Below are 16,470 nucleotides of genomic sequence, written 5' to 3'. Positions count from 1 at the left end.
CTTGATGCATCCCGTACGCGCTGGCAGCGTAGCCCCTCGTGCCCGAAACAGACGCGCCCGGAAATCGGGATACTGAGCCGCCCCAAAGTGCTGCGACGCCCGCATCCGGCACCAGCCTCGCGGCCGAACGGCCCCTCCGTTCCCCCGCCTTCCGGTGGTTCTTCGTCGGCCGTTCGATCTCCATGGCCGGCAATGCCATGGCGCCCGTCGCCCTGGCCTTCGGCGTCCTGGAGGTCACCGACAGCGCCGCCTGGCTGTCCGTGGTCACCACCGCCTCCTTGGTCCCCATGGTCGCGACGATGATCCTCGGCGGCGGCATCGCCGACCGCTACCGCCGTGACACCGTGCTGCGCCTCACCAGCCTGGGCGCCGGCCTCAGTCAGGCCGGCGTGGCGGTCCTCCTCCTCACCCACCAGAACCCCGCACTGCTGCTGCCGCTGGCCGCCCTCAACGGCATCTTCCAGGGACTGACCACGCCCGCGCTGCGTGGCATCGTCCCGAATCTGGCGGCGGGTCGCGGCTTTCAGCAGGCCAGCTCGCTGCTGGCCTCCGTCAGGAACACCACCCGGATCCTCGGCCCGACCGCCGCCGGCCTGCTGACCGCCACCGTCGGAGGCGGCTGGGCAATCGCCGCCGACGCCGCGTCCTTCCTGCTGGCGGCCGCCTTCTTCGCCCGGATCTCGCTGCCCGACCTGCCGCCGCGCGCCAAGGGCGGCCCGACGATGCTTGGCGAACTGCGGCAGGGCTGGGACTACTTCAGCTCCAAGCCGTGGATCTGGACGGTCACGCTGGCCTTCGCCGTCTTCAACGCCGCCAACATGGGCGTCTGGCAGATCCTCGGCCCGGTGATCGCCAACGACACCATCGGCGCGGAGGGCTGGGGCCTGGTGCTGAGCGCCCGCGGCGTCGGAGCGCTGCTGGCCAGTGTGGTGATGGTGAAGCTGACGGTGCGCCGGCCGATGGTGCCGGCCCTGTCCTCGATGGCCCTGGCCGCCGTCCCGCTGATCCTGCTCGGCACCGGCGCGAACACGCTCTGGCTGGCCGCAGCGGCGTTTGTGTCAGGAGTGGTCGCCGAATTCTTCACCGTCGTGTGGGAGACCGTTCATTACACCCACGTCCCGGAGCGGCTGCTCTCCCGGGTCGGCGCCTACGACGAGTGCTTGTCGTTCGCGTCCATCCCCATAGGTCAGTTGTCCGTGCCGGTCCTCGCCGCGGCGTTCGGAACGGCGGCGGTCGCCGTCACCGGCGGTGGGCTGGCGGCGGTGGCGATGCTGATGCCGTTGCTCGTGCCGTCGCTTCGGCGGATCGAGGTCAACCGGGACGGCGACTGAACGGTCCGAGCCGAGTTTCGGGTGTTCACCCTGACAGGGACGGCAGTGCCGGCAGGGCGCCGAGAGCGGTGCGGACGCGGCCTGCCACCGGGGGCAGGAAGAGGGATGCCACCGTGGCAGCCGCCGCCGAGGTCAGGGCGATCGTCCAGCCCACCGGGCCGAGTGGGGTGCTGCCGAAGAAATGGCTGATCCCGGGGGTCTGGATGACCATGGCCAGCGCCGCCATGGAGCCGGCCGCTGAGGCGAGGACGGCGGTGCTGCGCCCGCCGACCAGCAGGGTCTGGCCGAGCTGGGTGCCTACGAGGGCGGCCAGGGCGACCGTCCTGGCCCGGGTGGGGCGGCCCGTCGCGCGGGCGGCTGTCCAGGCGAGGGTGGCGCCGAGGGCGGTGGCAATGGCCCGTACGGTGATCTCGTCCGTCAGAGCGCTGCCGAGCGACGACTCGGGGCCTTCCCGCAGGAGCCGTTCCGCGGCGTCGTCCCCGGGCGGGCGCAGGGCGATGGCGATAGCGGGCGCGAGGTCGGTGAAGAGGTTGACCAGCAGCAGTTGACGGGCGGTCAGCGGTGAGGTGCCGGTGAGCGTGGCGCCGAGCAGGGTGAAGCCGATCTCACCGAGGTTCCCGCCGAGCAGGATGGCGAGGGCCTGCCGTACGGAGGCCCACATCGCGCGTCCCTCGACCAGCGTGGCCAGGATGGTCTCCAGGCTGCCGTCCGTGACGACCAGGTCCGCCGCGGCGCGGGCGGCCGGGGTGGCCCGCGAGCCGAGGGCGATGCCGACGTCGGCGAGCCGGATGGCGGGCGCGTCGTTGGCGCCGTCACCGGTCATCGCGACCGTACGGCCGAGCCGCTGGAACGCCTTGACCACCCGGACCTTGTGGGTGGGGGTGCCGCGCGCGACCACGCCGACGTGCGGCAGCAGTTCATCCAGGGCATCGTCGTCCAGCGCGTCCAGCTCCGCGCCGGTGACGACCCGGCGGCCGTCGATGAGATCGATCTCCCGGGCGATCGACTCGGCGGTCTGCGGATGGTCGCCGGTGATCATCACGATGTGCACGCCCGCCTCGGCGAGCCGCCGCAGCGAGCCGGACGCGCCGCTGCGTACCTGGTCGCTGAGGAGGAGGAAGCCGAGGAAGTCCAGCTCGCGCACCGTGTCGTCGGTGAGTCTGCCGCCGCCCTCGCCAGCCTCGCCGCGCGACTCGGCCACCGCCAGCACCCGGTGGCCCTGAGCGGCCAGTCTTTTGCTCTCGGTGAGGAGCGCGTACTTCCTTTCACCGTCCATGGCGCAGCGTTCGACGACCTCTTCCGGCGCGCCTTTGACTGACAGCAGCCACAGCCCGTGGCTGCTGCCCCGGGTGGCGTGGAAGCCGCGGCGGGGCTCGAACGGCAGGCTCGCCAGCTGCGCCCAGCCAGGCGCGTTGTCGGTGCGCTCGACAGCGGCCCGTTCGGCGCCGGACGCCACGGCGCGGTCGGTGAAGTGCTCCAGCTCGCCCTCGCCGCGGCGGTGCGGGGTGGCCCTCAACCCGCATGCGAGCACGGCCTGTTGGCGGGGTTCGAGGCTGTCAAGGGGCCGGTGCTGGCTGTCGCCGTCCGCGAGGACCCCGGCGAGTGCGATACGGCCGTGAGTGAGGGTTCCTGTCTTGTCGAAGCACAGCACGTCCGCGCGGCCCGCGGCCTCGATGGTGCGTGGGTCACGTACCAGCACACCCAGGGTGGAAAGCCGTCGCGCGGCCGCGAGTTGGGCGGCGGAGACCAGGAACGGCAGACCCTCGGGCACGCTCGCCACGGCGAGGCCCACGCCCGCCCCCACCGTCTCGCGGGCCGGGCGGCCACGCAGCAGCCCGGCGGCCATCACCGCGCCGGCCGAGCCGAGTGCCAGGGGCAGGGTGGTTCTGGTGATCCGCGCGAGCCGGCGCTCGACGCCCACCGCGGGAGCGGGGCCATGACCGGCCCGGGCGCCGCGCCCTGCCTCGGTGTTCTCGCCGGTCGCCACGACGACGGCCCGAGCGTGCCCGGCGGCCATGGTGGTGCCCTCGTAGAGCATGGACGTACGGTCCGCCACATCGGCGGCGAGCACCGGATCGACGGTCTTGGGGCCGGGCAGGGACTCGCCGGTCAGGGCCGACTCGTCGGTCTCCACACTGTGGGCGTCCAGGAGTCTGCAGTCGGCGGGGACGACGTCGCCGGGGCTGAGCGTGATGATGTCCCCCACGACCAGTTCCTCGGAGGGCACCTCGTTCTCCTCGCCGTCCCGGATCACTCTGGCGCGTACAGCGGAACGCTGGCGCAGACGGTGCACCGCCCGGTCCGTGATGTGGCGTTGGGTTCCGCCGATGAGGCCGGACAGACCGGTGACGGCGAGGACGATGACCGCGTCGAGGACGCCGCCGACCGCGGCGGACAGGGCGGCGCCGCCCACCAGAACGGGGGTGAGGGGATTGATCAGTTCGGTCACCACGGCGCGGGGCAGCGAAGTGGGCGCGACCGCCTGGTCGCCCAACTGCTTTGCCCGTTCGGCTGCCTGACGGCCGGTCAAGCCGCCGTGACCACTGCTCGTTCTGGCCAGGACCGTCTCGGGGAGCATCGAGTGCCAGGGCTGCCGGGACATCGTCGGGGCCGGCGGGCGGCGCAGCAACTCGGCCGCGGACCAGACGCCGTACACCATCCCCAGCGCCGCCGCCCAGTTGACGGCCGCCAGGCTGCTCGCGCCCAGCCGTTCCGTCCGTCCGGCGAGTGTCATCGCGCTGCCCAGCCCTGAGGCGCCCTGGGCCAGCCAGACCCCGCGACGTGCGACGCGGCGTGCGACGCCGCATGCCTCGACCACGACCACGGCGTCGCCGGAATCCGCGATGTACAGATCGGCTCCCCAGGCCGGCCGGCCGTCGGCCTCGGCGAGTCCGATGCCGACGTCGGCGGCATCCAGTGCGGCGCGGTCCCGGGATACCAGGAGTACCCCGGCGCCGTCGGTCTGCAGTTCTCGCACGGACTCGGCGAGCCGTGCGCCGCCGGGTACGGTGCCATCGGCTCCGCTGACGACCGCAGGCGTTGCCTCGCCCGCGGCCAGCACCTTCAATCCGGCACTCCGGGCGGCGTTCACCAGCGCTTCGGCGGCGGTGTGCACTTCCGGGACGACGCTGACGACCGCCATCAGCTGGTCGCCCCGCGCCAGACCCAGCACATACGCGGCGCCCTCGCGTTCGAGGCGGGCCCTGGCGCGCGCGCCGGTGCGGCCGTGCGGGGTCAGCCGGTCCAACGGGCCCAGGGTCCAGACGGCCCCCGCGTCCGGCTCGGCGACCTCTTTCGATTCCGTGCCTCGGTCCTGGCGCACAGCTTGCGGGTTTCCGGGGTCGAACAGCCGGTGAGCGGTGGCGGCGAAGTCTCCGGCCGCGAAGTCTCCGGCGGAGGTGTCTCCGGCGGCGGTGTCGTCGTCGAGTGGGATGAGATCGGCGAGGACATGGGCCCCGGTGGTCAGCGCTTCGGCGTCCAGGACGAGGACGCCGATACGGTCGAGCTTGCGCAGTGCCCCCGGATCGTGGACGACGCTGCCGGTGTGGGCCAGGGCGCCACCGAGGGTGCACGCGAAGCCCTCCCTGGCCAGCCAGGGGGCCTTGGGGATGGCCGCGAGGGCCGCGCGCGCCGCGCCGGCGGGGCGCCGGGTGACCGTGAGTGCCCCGGCGAAGGTCAGGCCCGCGATGATGCCCGCCATGTCGGCGTACCGTTCGACGGCGCCGGGCCGCAGCGGCGCCGGGCGTGCCGGGCGGTCCCGGTGCTCCGCCCCGGCGAGGTGCGGGGCTCCGGCGAGGTCCGGCTCCGCCGCGATCCAGGCGGTGCGGTGGGCACTGAGCTCTGCCATGCGCATGGCATCCCGTACGGCGTCGACGGCCAGCCCCAGGAATCCCCCCGAGCTCGCCTGAGCGACGGCGTTGACCGTGGCGAGCACCAGTCGGGCATTCCGCTGCCCCACCGCGAGCTCCACCACGCGCCGCAACCGTGGCTGCGTGTCGATGATGGTGACCAGCGCGGCGAACTCCGGCGCCAGCGGAGAGTGGCGGGTCAGCCGGCCGAGGACCGCCAGGGGCAGCGCGGCTGCCTGCGTCGCCATGGCCCAGGCGGCCCGGCTGGTCGCTTCGGGCGAGACGGGGTGGGAGGGCAGTGGCTCCTCGGCCACGTCGTGTACCTGTTCCACCGCCTCGACGACATCGAGCAGCGCTCGTACGGTCGATTCAGCGTCCGGCGACCCTTCCGTGGCCACGATCACGGACTCCAGGACCGCGTTCACCACTGCCCACCGCACACCGGACACCTGGGCCAGCCGCCGCTCCAGGGCCTCGGCGACCTTCACGGACTCCGAGCCGCGCAGTCCGCGCACGCTGAGATGCACACGTCCGGCGTGCACCGTCCGTACCCGTGCGTGTGAGCGCGACGCCAGGGGCTCGGCCAGCGCTTCCAGCGCGCCGACGACGGGCCGCGCCGCCGCTCTCAGCATGCCGAGTCCGGGGATTCCCACAGCTCACCGTCCATGTCGGCTGATCGGCCCGCGTGCCCGGTCGCCCTGACCAAGAACATGACGTGCGCGACAGCCGACCCTCGGAGGTCGGCGGGACGGGGCGGGACAGGACGCGAATACGAAGGGGAAAGTTAGTATAAAAGGGACAAATCATCAAGGAGGCGGCCAACTATGTCAGGTGTCACGGAACGTACCGACAGGCAGGGCGGCAGCAGTCAGGCCGGGAAGAGCGGACCGGATCAGGCACAGGCACAGACGCAGGCACCCGAGCATGGGCCCGACGGCGCCCTGCGGATGCACACGCTCCACGCGGAGCTGCCCATCCCGTACCTCACGCCCGGCGACATCACCGCCAACGCCCGCGCCGCGAGGGCGAAGCTGGCACCGATGCCGACACCCAAGCAGATCGCCTTTTACGGCGGCCTGGGCGCTCTGGCGGTCCTCGGGGCGGTCGAGTGGCCGGTCGCCGCGGCCATCGGCGCCGCGGCCGCGATTGCCCGCAGCGGCCGACGAGGCGCCGAGAGCGGCAACGGGCACGGTGGGGGGCGTGCCGACGAAGACGCCACCCAATCGGCGGAAGCCGCGCAGAAGAAGGCCGGCCAGCGGGGCGCCGACAAGAAGCGGCCCGCGGCCTGACCGAGCCGGCGCGTCAGCACCTGCCACGCTGCCGCGCTGCCGCGCTCCCGGGCGGGCCGGGCGGCAAAGACCCCCTCAGGCGAAGGCCGGCGTGCTCGCGCGGCGGGAGTTCGCGTAGGCGGTCCAGATGCGTACGAGCACGGTGGTCACGATCGTCTCGATGGCGGTGATCGCCACCTTGGTGAGGATCGAGGTGAGGAAGCCCGGCATGGGACACCCTTTCTGTCTGTGGTGTGTTCTCCCCTTTGTGAACCCGGCGGGCATCGCGCAGACGGATGGAGGGTGAATCGCGGGTAAATGACACATGCCAGCTAATCGGCGGAGCCGACGTACGCGACAGGATCCCGCGGTCGCCGTACCTCGAGTTCCTCCCGACGGGCACTGCTGTTCGTCGGCCATCCCACCGTCGCGCCACGGCTGAGGGAGAGCACGGGGCGCGACCGCGGCCACGGCTCACTCCCGGTTCCCGGTCCGGAGGGTGGGGTGGCCGCGCTGCGGTCACGGGTCGCCGCGGCGGCCGCGGCCAGATACCCCGAGATCTTCGCGCCGAAGCGGCTGCGAATCGGCGAACGCGGCGTACTGACGGCGCGGTTGACCCGCACCGAGTTGGCCGCGAGCGTAGCCCCCGCGTACCTGCCCGCGGCTGAGTGCTTCGAGGTCCGCCTCCACGCTCCCGGCTTTGCCGTGGAAGGAGATCCGGCGCGCACACTGGAGGCCGCGCCGGACGCCGAGAGTGAACCGCCGCCTGCTGCCCGGGGCCGGCCAATTCGTCCGGCGTGAGCATCGCTCCGTCATGGCACTGCGGGTTCGGCGCCCCCTGATGTTCCTGAACGCGTGCCGCACAGGCCGTCAGGAACTGTCCTGGACCGGACTCGGTCGCTGGGCGTCCGCCTGGTTGCCCCCCATGGTGATTCCGGCTGAGCGGTGGCCGGATTTTCGACGGCCGGGTCATGGCGTCGGGCCAGGGTTCGAGTTGACGGATTCGCCGCGACTCCAGGACCGGCGTTCCTGTTCTCCGATGTCGCGTTCGTTGTTCACGCTGCGTTTCGTTTGTTGTTCGAGACTCGCTGATCGCCCCCCCTCAGCGGTTGAACGAGAGGCTCCATCGTGAACGACAGAAACAGCGAAGATCCTGAGTACTCGGCGATCTCGCGGCGCCGGTTGGTCAAGTTCGCCGGCGTCGGGGCGACGCTGGCGGCCGCGAGCCCGCTGGTGGGCGGGGGACCGGCGTGGGCCGACGACGATGACGACCGGAAGCACGGGAAGTCCGACGACTCCCGCAACCGGGTGTGGCGCGCCGGTGACCACCATGTGCACTCGGAGTACAGCGGCTCGTTCGACACGTCGACGACCCCGCCGACGTTCCGTAAGGGTGGCGACGCGGTCTACCCGATCGTCACCAACGCGATCATGGCCAAGCACTTCGGTCTCAGCTGGGTGATGTGCACCGACCACGGCGGGCCGACGCACTCGAAGGTGAACCTGGAGCAGGCCTACCCCGACCTCCTGCGCTCACGTGTACTCGTGCCGGGAGTCCTCCAGTTCTGGGGGATGGAGTTCGACGCCCCCGCTCTGGACCACCACACGCTGATGATTCCTCACCACAGTGACGAGGCGCAGCAGCTCTTCGAGTTGGAGAGCCGTTTCGCCAAGAACGACGCCTTCCCGGCCGACAGCGGCCGTGACACCGAGCCCAAGATGATCGAGTTCCTGAAGGCCGCGAAGGACATGAGGCGGAAGCCGCTGGTGATCGCTCACCACGCGGCACGGTCGGCGACCGGCCTCGGTGTCTACGGGCAGGACACCCCGCGGGAGTTCCGTAACGGCAACAACGCCGCACCGGAGATCTACATCGGCTTCGAGGGGGCTCCCGGTCACCAGGCCGGCCCGCTCAACGGCGGCGCGCGCGGCGGGTACGGAAGCTACCCGACCCACGGCGGCTTCGACCAGATGACGGCTCGCGTCGGCGGGCTGTGGGACTCCCTGCTCGGTGAAGGCCGGCGGTGGTGGATCACCGCGACGTCGGACTCGCACGTGCACTGGACGCGCGGCGGCTCGGACTTCTGGCCGGGTGAGTACAGCAAGACGCATGTGCTGGCCAGGCAGGACTACGCCGACATCATGGACGGACTCCGCAACGGGCGGATCTGGGTCGGGACCGGGGATCTGATCACCAGTCTCGACCTCACCGCCAGCAACCGGGGCAGCGACGCCGCCATGGGCGAGACCCTGACCGTCAGCCGCCGCAACCGCACCGATGTCGACATCGAGATCAAGTTCCGGCCGCTGGAGGGCAAGAACGCCAACGGTGACCGTCCGGAGGTCCGGCGTGTCGACCTGATCGTGGGCCAGGTCACCGGCCCGAGCGCCAGCCTCGACACCGACACCAACCCGACCACGAAGGTGGTGGCCCGGTTCGGCCCGCGCGACTGGCGCAAGCAGGGGAAGGAGTACGTCATCCGGCACACCCTGCGCAATGTGGAAAGTGACCTCTACGCCCGCGTGCGCGGTACGAGCACGGACGAGGTCGAGCCGCTCGCCGACGGGCAGGAGAGCCCCTGGGACGATCTGTGGTTCTACTCGAACCCGGTCTTCGTCCAGGTCCGCTAGGTCCTGTGGGGGCCGGTTCCGTTGCCGCGCGGCGGCGGAACCGGCCCGGGGCGGCGGGGCCCCGGCGATGGCCGAACAGCGCTTCTTGACGGGTGCATGCCAGGGTCTCACGATGCGTCGCATGGGGACGCCTCTCCGGACTCCCCCCGCTACAGGAGAGACCATGCGACTACGCATCCACCGCAGAAGGTCCGCCACCCTCACGGCGTTACTGGCTCTCGCGGTCGCGGCGCCGCTCGCCGCCGCCGCGACCTCCCCGAGCGCGCCCGCCGCGACCGCCCTCGCGTCGGCCGCCACTGCCGAGGAGGTGATCCGGCAGTACGAGATCCACGGCCCGGCCACCGCCGCCGATCGCACCGCCCTCGTCGCGACCGGCGTATCGATCGACGAGGCCGACGATCACTCGGTCGTCGTCAGCGCCAACGCCGAGCAGTCCACGCGCCTTCGCGCCCTCGGCTACCGGCTCACCGTGCTGCCCGCGCCGCCCGCACGGACCGACGGACTGGCCGTCGCCCCCATGGACTTTCCGCCCGCCGACTCCCGCTATCACACCTACGCGGAGATGAACGCGGAGATCGACCAGCGCATTCAGCAGTATCCGAATCTCATGTCCAAGCGTGTCATCGGCAAGACCTATGAGGGCCGGGACATCATCGCCGTCAAGGTGAGCGACAACGTCGCGACGGACGAGAGCGAGCCCGAGGTCCTTTTCACCCACCACCAGCATGCGCGCGAACATCTCACGGTGGAGATGGCGCTGTATCTGCTGCGTGAGATGGGCGCGGGATACGGCTCCGACTCGCGTATCACGAACGCCGTCAACAACCGTGAGATATGGATCGTGCCGGACCTCAACCCGGACGGCGGAGAGTACGACATCGCCTCCGGCGCGTACCGCAGCTGGCGCAAGAACCGTCAGCCCAACTCCGGCTCCTCGTACGTCGGTACCGACCTCAACCGTAACTGGAACTTCAAATGGGGCTGCTGCGGCGGCTCCTCCGGCTCCGCGAGCTCCGAGACCTACCGCGGCCGGGCCGCCGAGTCCGCCCCCGAGGTGAAGGTCGTCGCCGACTTCGTCCGCTCGCGGGTCGTCGGCGGCAAGCAGCAGATCAAGGCGGCCATCGACTTCCATACGTACAGCGAGCTGGTCCTCTGGCCGTTCGGCTGGACCAACGCCGACACCGCGCCCGGCCTGACCCAGGACGACCGTGACGCCTTCGCCGCCGTCGGCAGGAAGATGGCCGCGAGCAACGGGTACACGCCCGAGCAGTCCAGTGACCTGTACATCACCGACGGCTCGATCGACGACTGGCTGTGGGGCAACCAGAAGGTCTTCAGCTACACCTTCGAGATGTACCCGAGCTCCGGTGGCGGCGGCTTCTATCCGCCCGACGAGGTGATCGAGCGTGAGACCAGCCGGAACCGCGACGCGGTGCTCCAGCTGATCGAGAACGCCGACTGCATGTACCGGTCGATCGGCAAGGAGCAGCAGTACTGCGCGTGATCCCGCGCGTGGACCGCCGCGGCACGGCCTCGCCCGCCGTGCCGCGGCTTTCTGCGGCGGCCGGGCGGTTTGGGATGGTTTCTCCTCGTCAAGAGCGGCCTATAAGGGCGATTTGTCGGTGTTCTGCGTGGTGGCTCTGTTGCGGCCGTGATGTGTGTCACCTCTGTGGTGCGCCGTGGTTCCCGCTTCCTTCTCCATTTCCCTGTCAGGGAAGGAAAGTTGAGTTCCCCGGCATCGGATGAATAGCCGGATCTTTCCCGGCTGGATTCGAAAAGGGGATTGCGTTGCGAATTCGGGACTTGTTTCGCCCGGGCGGTCTCGCTTACGTTCGCGTCAATCCGGATGGACTGCCGAATCCTGCCGCCATCCGGAAACCGCGTCCACTCACGTACGGCAGGAGCGGGGGAACCAGGTAAGTCGCCGATCCGAAATCCGGACCGGCTTGGGGTGAAGCCGCATTCCACCGCGGCCGGGCAGCTCCAGCCCGAACCCGACAGCTCACCTCGCAGGCGACGGAGAGGAATGCGTCATGCCCGCACATGCAAAGCACCGTCGTCCCAGAACCAGCCCGCTCGCTCGACGCCTCGTCGCCGCGGGCACGGGTGGGGCGGCACTCGCCCTCCCGTTGGTGGCGGCGACAACCGCCGGCGCCGCGCCGTCGGCCCACCGTGTCACCGCGGAAGCGGACCCGGCGACTGCTGTCGCCGCTCAGAAGGACACCTCCGTGACCTACGTCGTGGTCGCGGGTGACTCCCTGTCCAAGATCGCCCGCGCCCATTCCGTGAGCGGCGGCTGGCAGAAGCTGTATCAGGACAACCGGCGGACCATCGGCGACAACCCGTCGCTGATTCGTCCCGGCCTCAAGCTGACGCTCGGTGGGAAGGCGGAGTCGCGGACGGCGACCACGTCCGCCGCCGATCAGGCGGCCACACCGGCGGTCGCCGCGAGCGCGCCGGTCGGTGCGAGTAGTGCCACCGTCCCGGCAGTCGCGACGGCGGAAGTCGCGCCGGCAGAAGTCGCGACCGAGGCAGTCGCACCGGCGTACACCAACGATCTGGACGGCTGGATAAAGGAGTCGCTGGACGTCATGGCCGCGCAAGGCATTCCCGGCAGCTACGACGGCATCTACAGGAACATCATGCGTGAGTCTTCGGGCAACCCGCTGGCCATCAACAACTGGGACTCCAACGCCGCGGCCGGAACACCGTCCAAGGGGCTGCTGCAGGTGATCGACCCGACGTTCCAGGCCTATCACGTGCCCGGTACGTCGATGGACAGTTACGACCCGGTCGCCAACATCACCGCCGCGTGCAACTACGCCGCCGACCGGTACGGCTCGATCGACAATGTGAACGGTCCTTACTGACCTACCGGCACAGCACATTCCCCTACTCGGCCCCGGGTAGGGGAATGTGCCGTGCCGGTAGGTCGCCGGTGCCGGTCCGATCCTCAGGCGGCGGTCAAGCCGCCGTCGAGGAAGACGGTCTGGCCGGTCATGAAGCCGGCGTGGTCGGAGCTGAGGAAGGCGATGGCCTCGGCGATCTCGTCCGGATCGCCCGCCCGGCCGAGGGGGACAGTGGCGACGAACGAACTCTTCGTCTCGTCGCTGCGGCCGATGAACCGGTCGAGCATCTCGGTCTGTACGGGGCCGGGGCCGACGGCGTTGACGCGCACGCCGAAGGCGGCGGCTTCCAGCGCGGCGGACCGGGTCAGGCCGATGACCGCGTGCTTGCTGGCGACGTAGAGCGCGCCGTTGGGGTAGCCCCTTTCGCCGAAGACGGAGCTGACGTTGACGATGGCGCCGGATCCCTGCGCCCGCATGGCCAGCAGCTCGTGCTTCATGCTCAGCAGCGTGCCGAGTACGTTCGTGTCGAAGGTCGCGGCGTACGTCTCCGGGGTCAGGTCGGTGATCGCGCTGAACTCGCCTTCGGTCCCGGCGTTGTTGACGGCGATGTCGAGGCGGCCGAAGCGCTCGATGGTTCCGTCGACGAGTGTCTTCAGGTCGTCGTCATGGCGCACGTCGGCGCGTATGAACTCCGCCTCGCCGCCCAGCTTGCGCAGTTCTTCGGCGAGGGCGAGGCCAGCTTCCTCGTGCCGTCCGGAGACGACGATATGCGCTCCGGCCGCCGCGAACGTGGTGGCTGTCGCGCGGCCGATGCCGGTCAGGGCTCCGGTGATGAGAACGACGGGAGTGGTCATGGCTGACAATTCCTTCTCGGATCGGGTGTGCTTCTCGTATCGGGTGCCGGCCGTCGAGCCACCGCGTTCGGCGTCGCGTCCGCAGACGATCACATGGGCGCCGCGCTCTGCCGCACACCTCGTAAGTGCGATAACCAATGAAAGCCGACCATTAATCCCAAAATGGACAGATAAGTCATCGAGCTGTCGTCCGGACCGGGAGAAAACCGGATGGAGACTCGGCCGGCCCGGTGATGTGATGGCGCGATGCGACGTGATGTGCCGGAGGTCGTGGACCGGGGGCGATACCGGGAAGCGGTCACACCGTGGGAGCAAGAGGCATGGCGGGGCGCGGCTCTCGGCTGGGCGGAGCGCGAGCTCGCCGCCCACGGGCTGCGGGAAACAGGGCAGCGGAAGGTCCGGCTGCGGCCGTGGTCCGTCCTGGTGCGGATGTCCGTCGAAGGACACGACGCCGTGTGGTTCAAGGCCAACCCACCCGCCAGCGGATTCGAAGCGGGTCTGGCCGAGGCCCTGGCTCGCTGGGTTCCGGAGCACGTATTGACGCCGCTCGCCGTCGACGCCGACCGTGGCTGGGCGCTGCTTCCGGACGGGGGCACGCTCTTCAGGGACGTACTCGACCGTGGCCCCGCCGACCCGCGTGCCTGGGAAGAGCCGCTGCGCCAGTACGCCGGAATGCAACACGCACTGCTTCCGTACACCGAGGAGATCGACATGCTCGGCGTCCCCGACGCGCGCGCGGCCGCGCTTCCTCGGACCTTCGACCGGATCGTCGAGGAGAACACCGCGCTGGAGGTCGACGACCTCAAGGCGTTGCGTGAGCTGCGGCCCCGGCTCGTGGACTGGTGTGAGGAGCTCGCGGGCGCGGGCGTCGCGGACTCGCTCGACCATTCCGATCTGCACGACGCCCAGCTCTTCGCCCCGGAGCCGGGCCGTTTCACCTTCTTCGACTGGGGCGACGCGGCCGTCGCCCATCCTTTCTGCAGCTTGCTGGTCCCCGCCCGGGCCGCCCGCGAGCGGTACGGGCCCGAGGTGCTGCCCCGGCTGCGGGACGCCTACCTGGAGCCGTGGACCGGAGGCGGCCGTACGACGGCGGAACTGCGACGCGCGGTGGGTCTGGCCTGGAGGCTCGGAGCGATCGGCCGGGCCTGCTCCTGGGGGCGGCTCTTCCCCGGGGCATCCGACAGCGTGGGCGGCGCGGAGAGCGCCCGGTGGCTGCGGGAACTCTTCACCGAGCCACCGCTCTAGAAGGCAACGCAGGAACGCGTCCTGACGGAGCGTCACACGACGCATGGGTCCGACGTCGCCCTACGTGGGTGTGGCCCCGGCGGGGCCGGGAGTGGTGGTGGTCGCTAGTCTGCCCGGATGCGTGGTGGGGGAAGCAACGGTGACAGTGGCGACGGGCGTGCCGAGGGGCTCGGCGTCGGGCCCGCGGACGGTTCCACCGAGCCGGGCGGCCGGTTCGGGCTGCTGAGAAAGCATTGGCTGCTCGCCTCCGCGGTGGCCGTGGTGGTGCTGGCCGCCGGTATCGCGGTCCCCCTGTCCGGCGGCGCCGACGACCAGGGCAACGACCCGTGCCGGCAGCTGCCCGCCTCGGTCCGGGCCCTCGCCGACGACCCCGCGGCGGCCACCAAGGCCCTCGACCCCGGGGACGATCTCGCCCGCCTCGGATCCGTGAAGAAGCTGCTGGTGCACGAGAAGGTGTGCGGTGACGGCGCCCGGGTTCTGGGGCGCATCGTGGACGGAGCCACCCGCTCCGCGGGCAAGGGTGAGCCGCACACCGAGGCGCAGGCGCGCAGCGCCTACGCGGTGGCCGCAGCGCTGCATGACACCGAACTCCCCACCGGGCTGGCGCCCGGCGTGGCACGGATGCTGGCCGAATACACGCTGGACGCGGCGCGTGACAACGGTTTCAGCATGAAGTCCGAGCCCGGCCCCGTGGCCCCCTCCGAGCAGGCCCGGCCGGACGAGAACGGCTGGGTGAGGCTCGGCCGCTTCCTCGCGCCCGGGGAGGCACACACCACGTTCGCGTACGTCGACCGGGCCGCGGACGCCGACGCGGACATCGAATACCTGATCGCCGAACTCGCCAGGGATCCGGAGGCGTTCGCGATTCTCTACGACGCCGAGCGGGCGAATCTCGCGCACTATCTGGAGCGGCTGACCGATGAGGGCGGCGACCCCGGCTTCCGCCCCTCGCGCCGCGAACCCTCCTCGACCGCGACGACCTGGCCCGACAACGATCTCCAGGACGTGGCAGACCGCGTCGGTAACCTGATGAAATACCGCGCCGCCTATACCAGGGACGGAACGATCTCGGAGCTCGCCGCCTTCGACAGGTCCGTACGCGAGCGGACCCGGGGCACCTTTCGTCCAGCGGACCGGCAGCTGAACACCCGTCCCCCGATGGGTGACATCGCGGACCGGCCCGTCGTCGGGCCCGTGCGGGGCGACCTGATGGACGGCCGGTACCAGCTGTTCACCGTGCTGGACCGCTGGGCGGAGCAGCGGAACGTACCGCCGCAACGCGCCGTCGCCATGCGGCAGTTGATGGACGACTTCTATGTCCGCGCACTGTGGCTGAGGATCTGACCCCGCCGTACGGATCCGGCCGGGTCAGAAACGGAACGTCAGATCGGAGCAACCGCGGCGCCGCACCTCGTCCGCCGCGAACTCCTTGAGCATCCGCCGCTCCGCGGCCTCGCCGACCCCGGGAATGTCGTCGGACGCGCTGAGCGCGTAGTTGGCGGCCTCGCCGTCGCAGCGCGCGGTCGCGGTCATGGGCCACCGCTCGCCGTTGTTGTCGTCGGCCGCGAGGCGGTTGCTCCAGTCGCCGTACCAGGAGGCGAAGGCCAGCCTCGTGTCGTTGTCCGACGTATCCTCGTACTGCGCGTAGAGGTCGCACATACCGCTGGGTGCCGCGTTGTTCGCGTGCACCGCGATCCGCCAGTTCCCGCGCTCCGGCAGTCCGGCCCGGGTCACCCACTCGCACGCCGTGCCCTTCGCCTCGGCCAGCGGCACCGTTTCCGGATCCTCCGAGGCATCGATGAGGGGCACGTCCCGCTTCGGGGCCTTGAGGGGCTCCGCGCCACAACCGAGCGCTTCCGAAGCCGAGTTGGCGAGGGCCACGGTGGTGCGGTACGCGGCTCCCGGGACTTCGGTGCGGATGTCCCGTCCCAGGGTGGCCCGCACCAGCAGCGTGCGCGGTCTGCCGTTGTCGTCCTTGCCGAGATCCGGGCAGGGCAGCCGGAGCCAGGTGGTGCCGTAGTCGTCGGTGAACCCGGGCAGGTCCTCGGGCAGCGGTGCCTGCGCGGAGAACCCCCCCTCGGGGAAGATCCTCATGAACTCCCGGTCCTGGTCGTCCCGACGGGTGTACGCCGACATGGCGACGAACTGGTCGCCCCCCTCGAAGGCGAAACCGCACGAGTAGGAGTCGAGCCCCTCGGTCCGCCTCGACTCCTCGGACTCCAGACGGGAGTCCTCCGGTACGAGCTGCTCCACGGCGTCCCGGGGCAGCGTCCCGCCACAGGCGTTGCGGATCACCATCCACTCGCGCACATGGGGCTCGGCCACATATCCGCCCCCGGCCAGGACCACCGCAACCGCCACCGACACCTTGACCCAGCGCCGCATCCGTTCCCGCCCCCGTCGCACCGACCACACGCCCGCCCCTGCACGGCCGTACGTACCGC

At 70.8% G+C, this 16,470-nt stretch carries 11 protein-coding genes and 1 riboswitch; of the genes, 7 read left to right on the top strand and 4 right to left on the bottom strand.

Annotated features, from left to right (window positions below):
* Positions 1 to 38 precede the first annotated feature (38 nt).
* A complete protein-coding gene (locus tag ACZ6MZ_RS13055; RefSeq protein ID WP_469351647.1) occupies positions 39 to 1,331 on the top strand; it encodes an MFS transporter in 1,293 nt (430 codons plus the stop codon).
* A 25-nt stretch (positions 1,332 to 1,356) separates the two neighbouring features.
* Here the strand turns inward: ACZ6MZ_RS13055 and ACZ6MZ_RS13050 are convergent, their stop codons facing one another.
* Positions 1,357 to 5,832, bottom strand: a complete 4,476-nt coding sequence (locus ACZ6MZ_RS13050) for a cation-translocating P-type ATPase (RefSeq protein ID WP_469351645.1) — start codon at positions 5,830 to 5,832, stop codon at positions 1,357 to 1,359.
* A gap of 171 nt (positions 5,833 to 6,003) precedes the next feature.
* Between ACZ6MZ_RS13050 and ACZ6MZ_RS13045 the strand changes: the two genes are divergently transcribed.
* Complete coding sequence (locus ACZ6MZ_RS13045) at positions 6,004 to 6,468, top strand: hypothetical protein (RefSeq protein WP_469351643.1); 465 nt, start codon at positions 6,004 to 6,006, stop codon at positions 6,466 to 6,468.
* Between the two features lie 75 nt (positions 6,469 to 6,543).
* Here the strand turns inward: ACZ6MZ_RS13045 and ACZ6MZ_RS13040 are convergent, their stop codons facing one another.
* Entirely contained in the window at positions 6,544 to 6,678 is a 135-nt protein-coding gene (locus tag ACZ6MZ_RS13040; RefSeq protein WP_384193496.1) for a hypothetical protein, read from the bottom strand.
* An 897-nt stretch (positions 6,679 to 7,575) separates the two neighbouring features.
* Between ACZ6MZ_RS13040 and ACZ6MZ_RS13035 the strand changes: the two genes are divergently transcribed.
* The 3 genes from ACZ6MZ_RS13035 (at position 7,576) to ACZ6MZ_RS13025 (ending at position 11,948) form a co-directional block, all read left to right on the top strand.
* Positions 7,576 to 9,078, top strand: a complete 1,503-nt coding sequence (locus ACZ6MZ_RS13035) for a CehA/McbA family metallohydrolase domain-containing protein (protein WP_469351641.1) — start codon at positions 7,576 to 7,578, stop codon at positions 9,076 to 9,078.
* A 163-nt stretch (positions 9,079 to 9,241) separates the two neighbouring features.
* Complete coding sequence (locus tag ACZ6MZ_RS13030) at positions 9,242 to 10,582, top strand: M14 family metallopeptidase (RefSeq protein WP_469351640.1); 1,341 nt, start codon at positions 9,242 to 9,244, stop codon at positions 10,580 to 10,582.
* A gap of 367 nt (positions 10,583 to 10,949) precedes the next feature.
* A riboswitch (cyclic di-AMP (ydaO/yuaA leader) is annotated at positions 10,950 to 11,107 on the top strand.
* A gap of 4 nt (positions 11,108 to 11,111) precedes the next feature.
* Positions 11,112 to 11,948 carry a transglycosylase SLT domain-containing protein gene (locus tag ACZ6MZ_RS13025; RefSeq protein ID WP_469351637.1) on the top strand — a complete coding sequence of 279 codons (837 nt, stop codon included), beginning with the start codon at positions 11,112 to 11,114 and terminating at the stop codon, positions 11,946 to 11,948.
* An 83-nt stretch (positions 11,949 to 12,031) separates the two neighbouring features.
* Here ACZ6MZ_RS13025 and ACZ6MZ_RS13020 read toward each other — a convergent pair whose 3' ends face one another.
* A complete protein-coding gene (locus ACZ6MZ_RS13020; RefSeq protein ID WP_384186885.1) occupies positions 12,032 to 12,781 on the bottom strand; it encodes an SDR family NAD(P)-dependent oxidoreductase in 750 nt (249 codons plus the stop codon).
* A gap of 246 nt (positions 12,782 to 13,027) precedes the next feature.
* Between ACZ6MZ_RS13020 and ACZ6MZ_RS13015 the strand changes: the two genes are divergently transcribed.
* Entirely contained in the window at positions 13,028 to 14,026 is a 999-nt protein-coding gene (locus ACZ6MZ_RS13015; protein WP_469351635.1) for an aminoglycoside phosphotransferase family protein, read from the top strand.
* A 117-nt stretch (positions 14,027 to 14,143) separates the two neighbouring features.
* Complete coding sequence (locus tag ACZ6MZ_RS13010; RefSeq protein WP_469351633.1) at positions 14,144 to 15,370, top strand: hypothetical protein; 1,227 nt, start codon at positions 14,144 to 14,146, stop codon at positions 15,368 to 15,370.
* A 24-nt stretch (positions 15,371 to 15,394) separates the two neighbouring features.
* Here ACZ6MZ_RS13010 and ACZ6MZ_RS13005 read toward each other — a convergent pair whose 3' ends face one another.
* Positions 15,395 to 16,387 carry a hypothetical protein gene (locus tag ACZ6MZ_RS13005; RefSeq protein ID WP_469351632.1) on the bottom strand — a complete coding sequence of 331 codons (993 nt, stop codon included), beginning with the start codon at positions 16,385 to 16,387 and terminating at the stop codon, positions 15,395 to 15,397.
* Positions 16,388 to 16,470: the final 83 nt, after the last annotated feature.

It is taken from the genome of Streptomyces sp. NPDC042201 (genome assembly GCF_055582185.1).
The sequence above is the reverse complement of the archived record's forward strand: the minus strand, read 5'-3'. Positions and strand labels throughout refer to the sequence as shown.

What these genes read in the sequence shown, in the direction of transcription:
- ACZ6MZ_RS13045 (WP_469351643.1), top strand. Translation starts at nt 6,004, where the DNA reads ATGTCAGGTGTCACGGAACGTACCGACAGGCAGGGCGGCAGCAGTCAG.
- ACZ6MZ_RS13040 (WP_384193496.1), bottom strand. Translation starts at nt 6,678, where the DNA reads ATGCCGGGCTTCCTCACCTCGATCCTCACCAAGGTGGCGATCACCGCC.
- ACZ6MZ_RS13030 (WP_469351640.1), top strand. Translation starts at nt 9,242, where the DNA reads ATGCGACTACGCATCCACCGCAGAAGGTCCGCCACCCTCACGGCGTTA.
- ACZ6MZ_RS13025 (WP_469351637.1), top strand. Translation starts at nt 11,112, where the DNA reads ATGCCCGCACATGCAAAGCACCGTCGTCCCAGAACCAGCCCGCTCGCT.
- ACZ6MZ_RS13020 (WP_384186885.1), bottom strand. Translation starts at nt 12,781, where the DNA reads ATGACCACTCCCGTCGTTCTCATCACCGGAGCCCTGACCGGCATCGGC.
- ACZ6MZ_RS13015 (WP_469351635.1), top strand. Translation starts at nt 13,028, where the DNA reads ATGCGACGTGATGTGCCGGAGGTCGTGGACCGGGGGCGATACCGGGAA.
- ACZ6MZ_RS13010 (WP_469351633.1), top strand. Translation starts at nt 14,144, where the DNA reads ATGCGTGGTGGGGGAAGCAACGGTGACAGTGGCGACGGGCGTGCCGAG.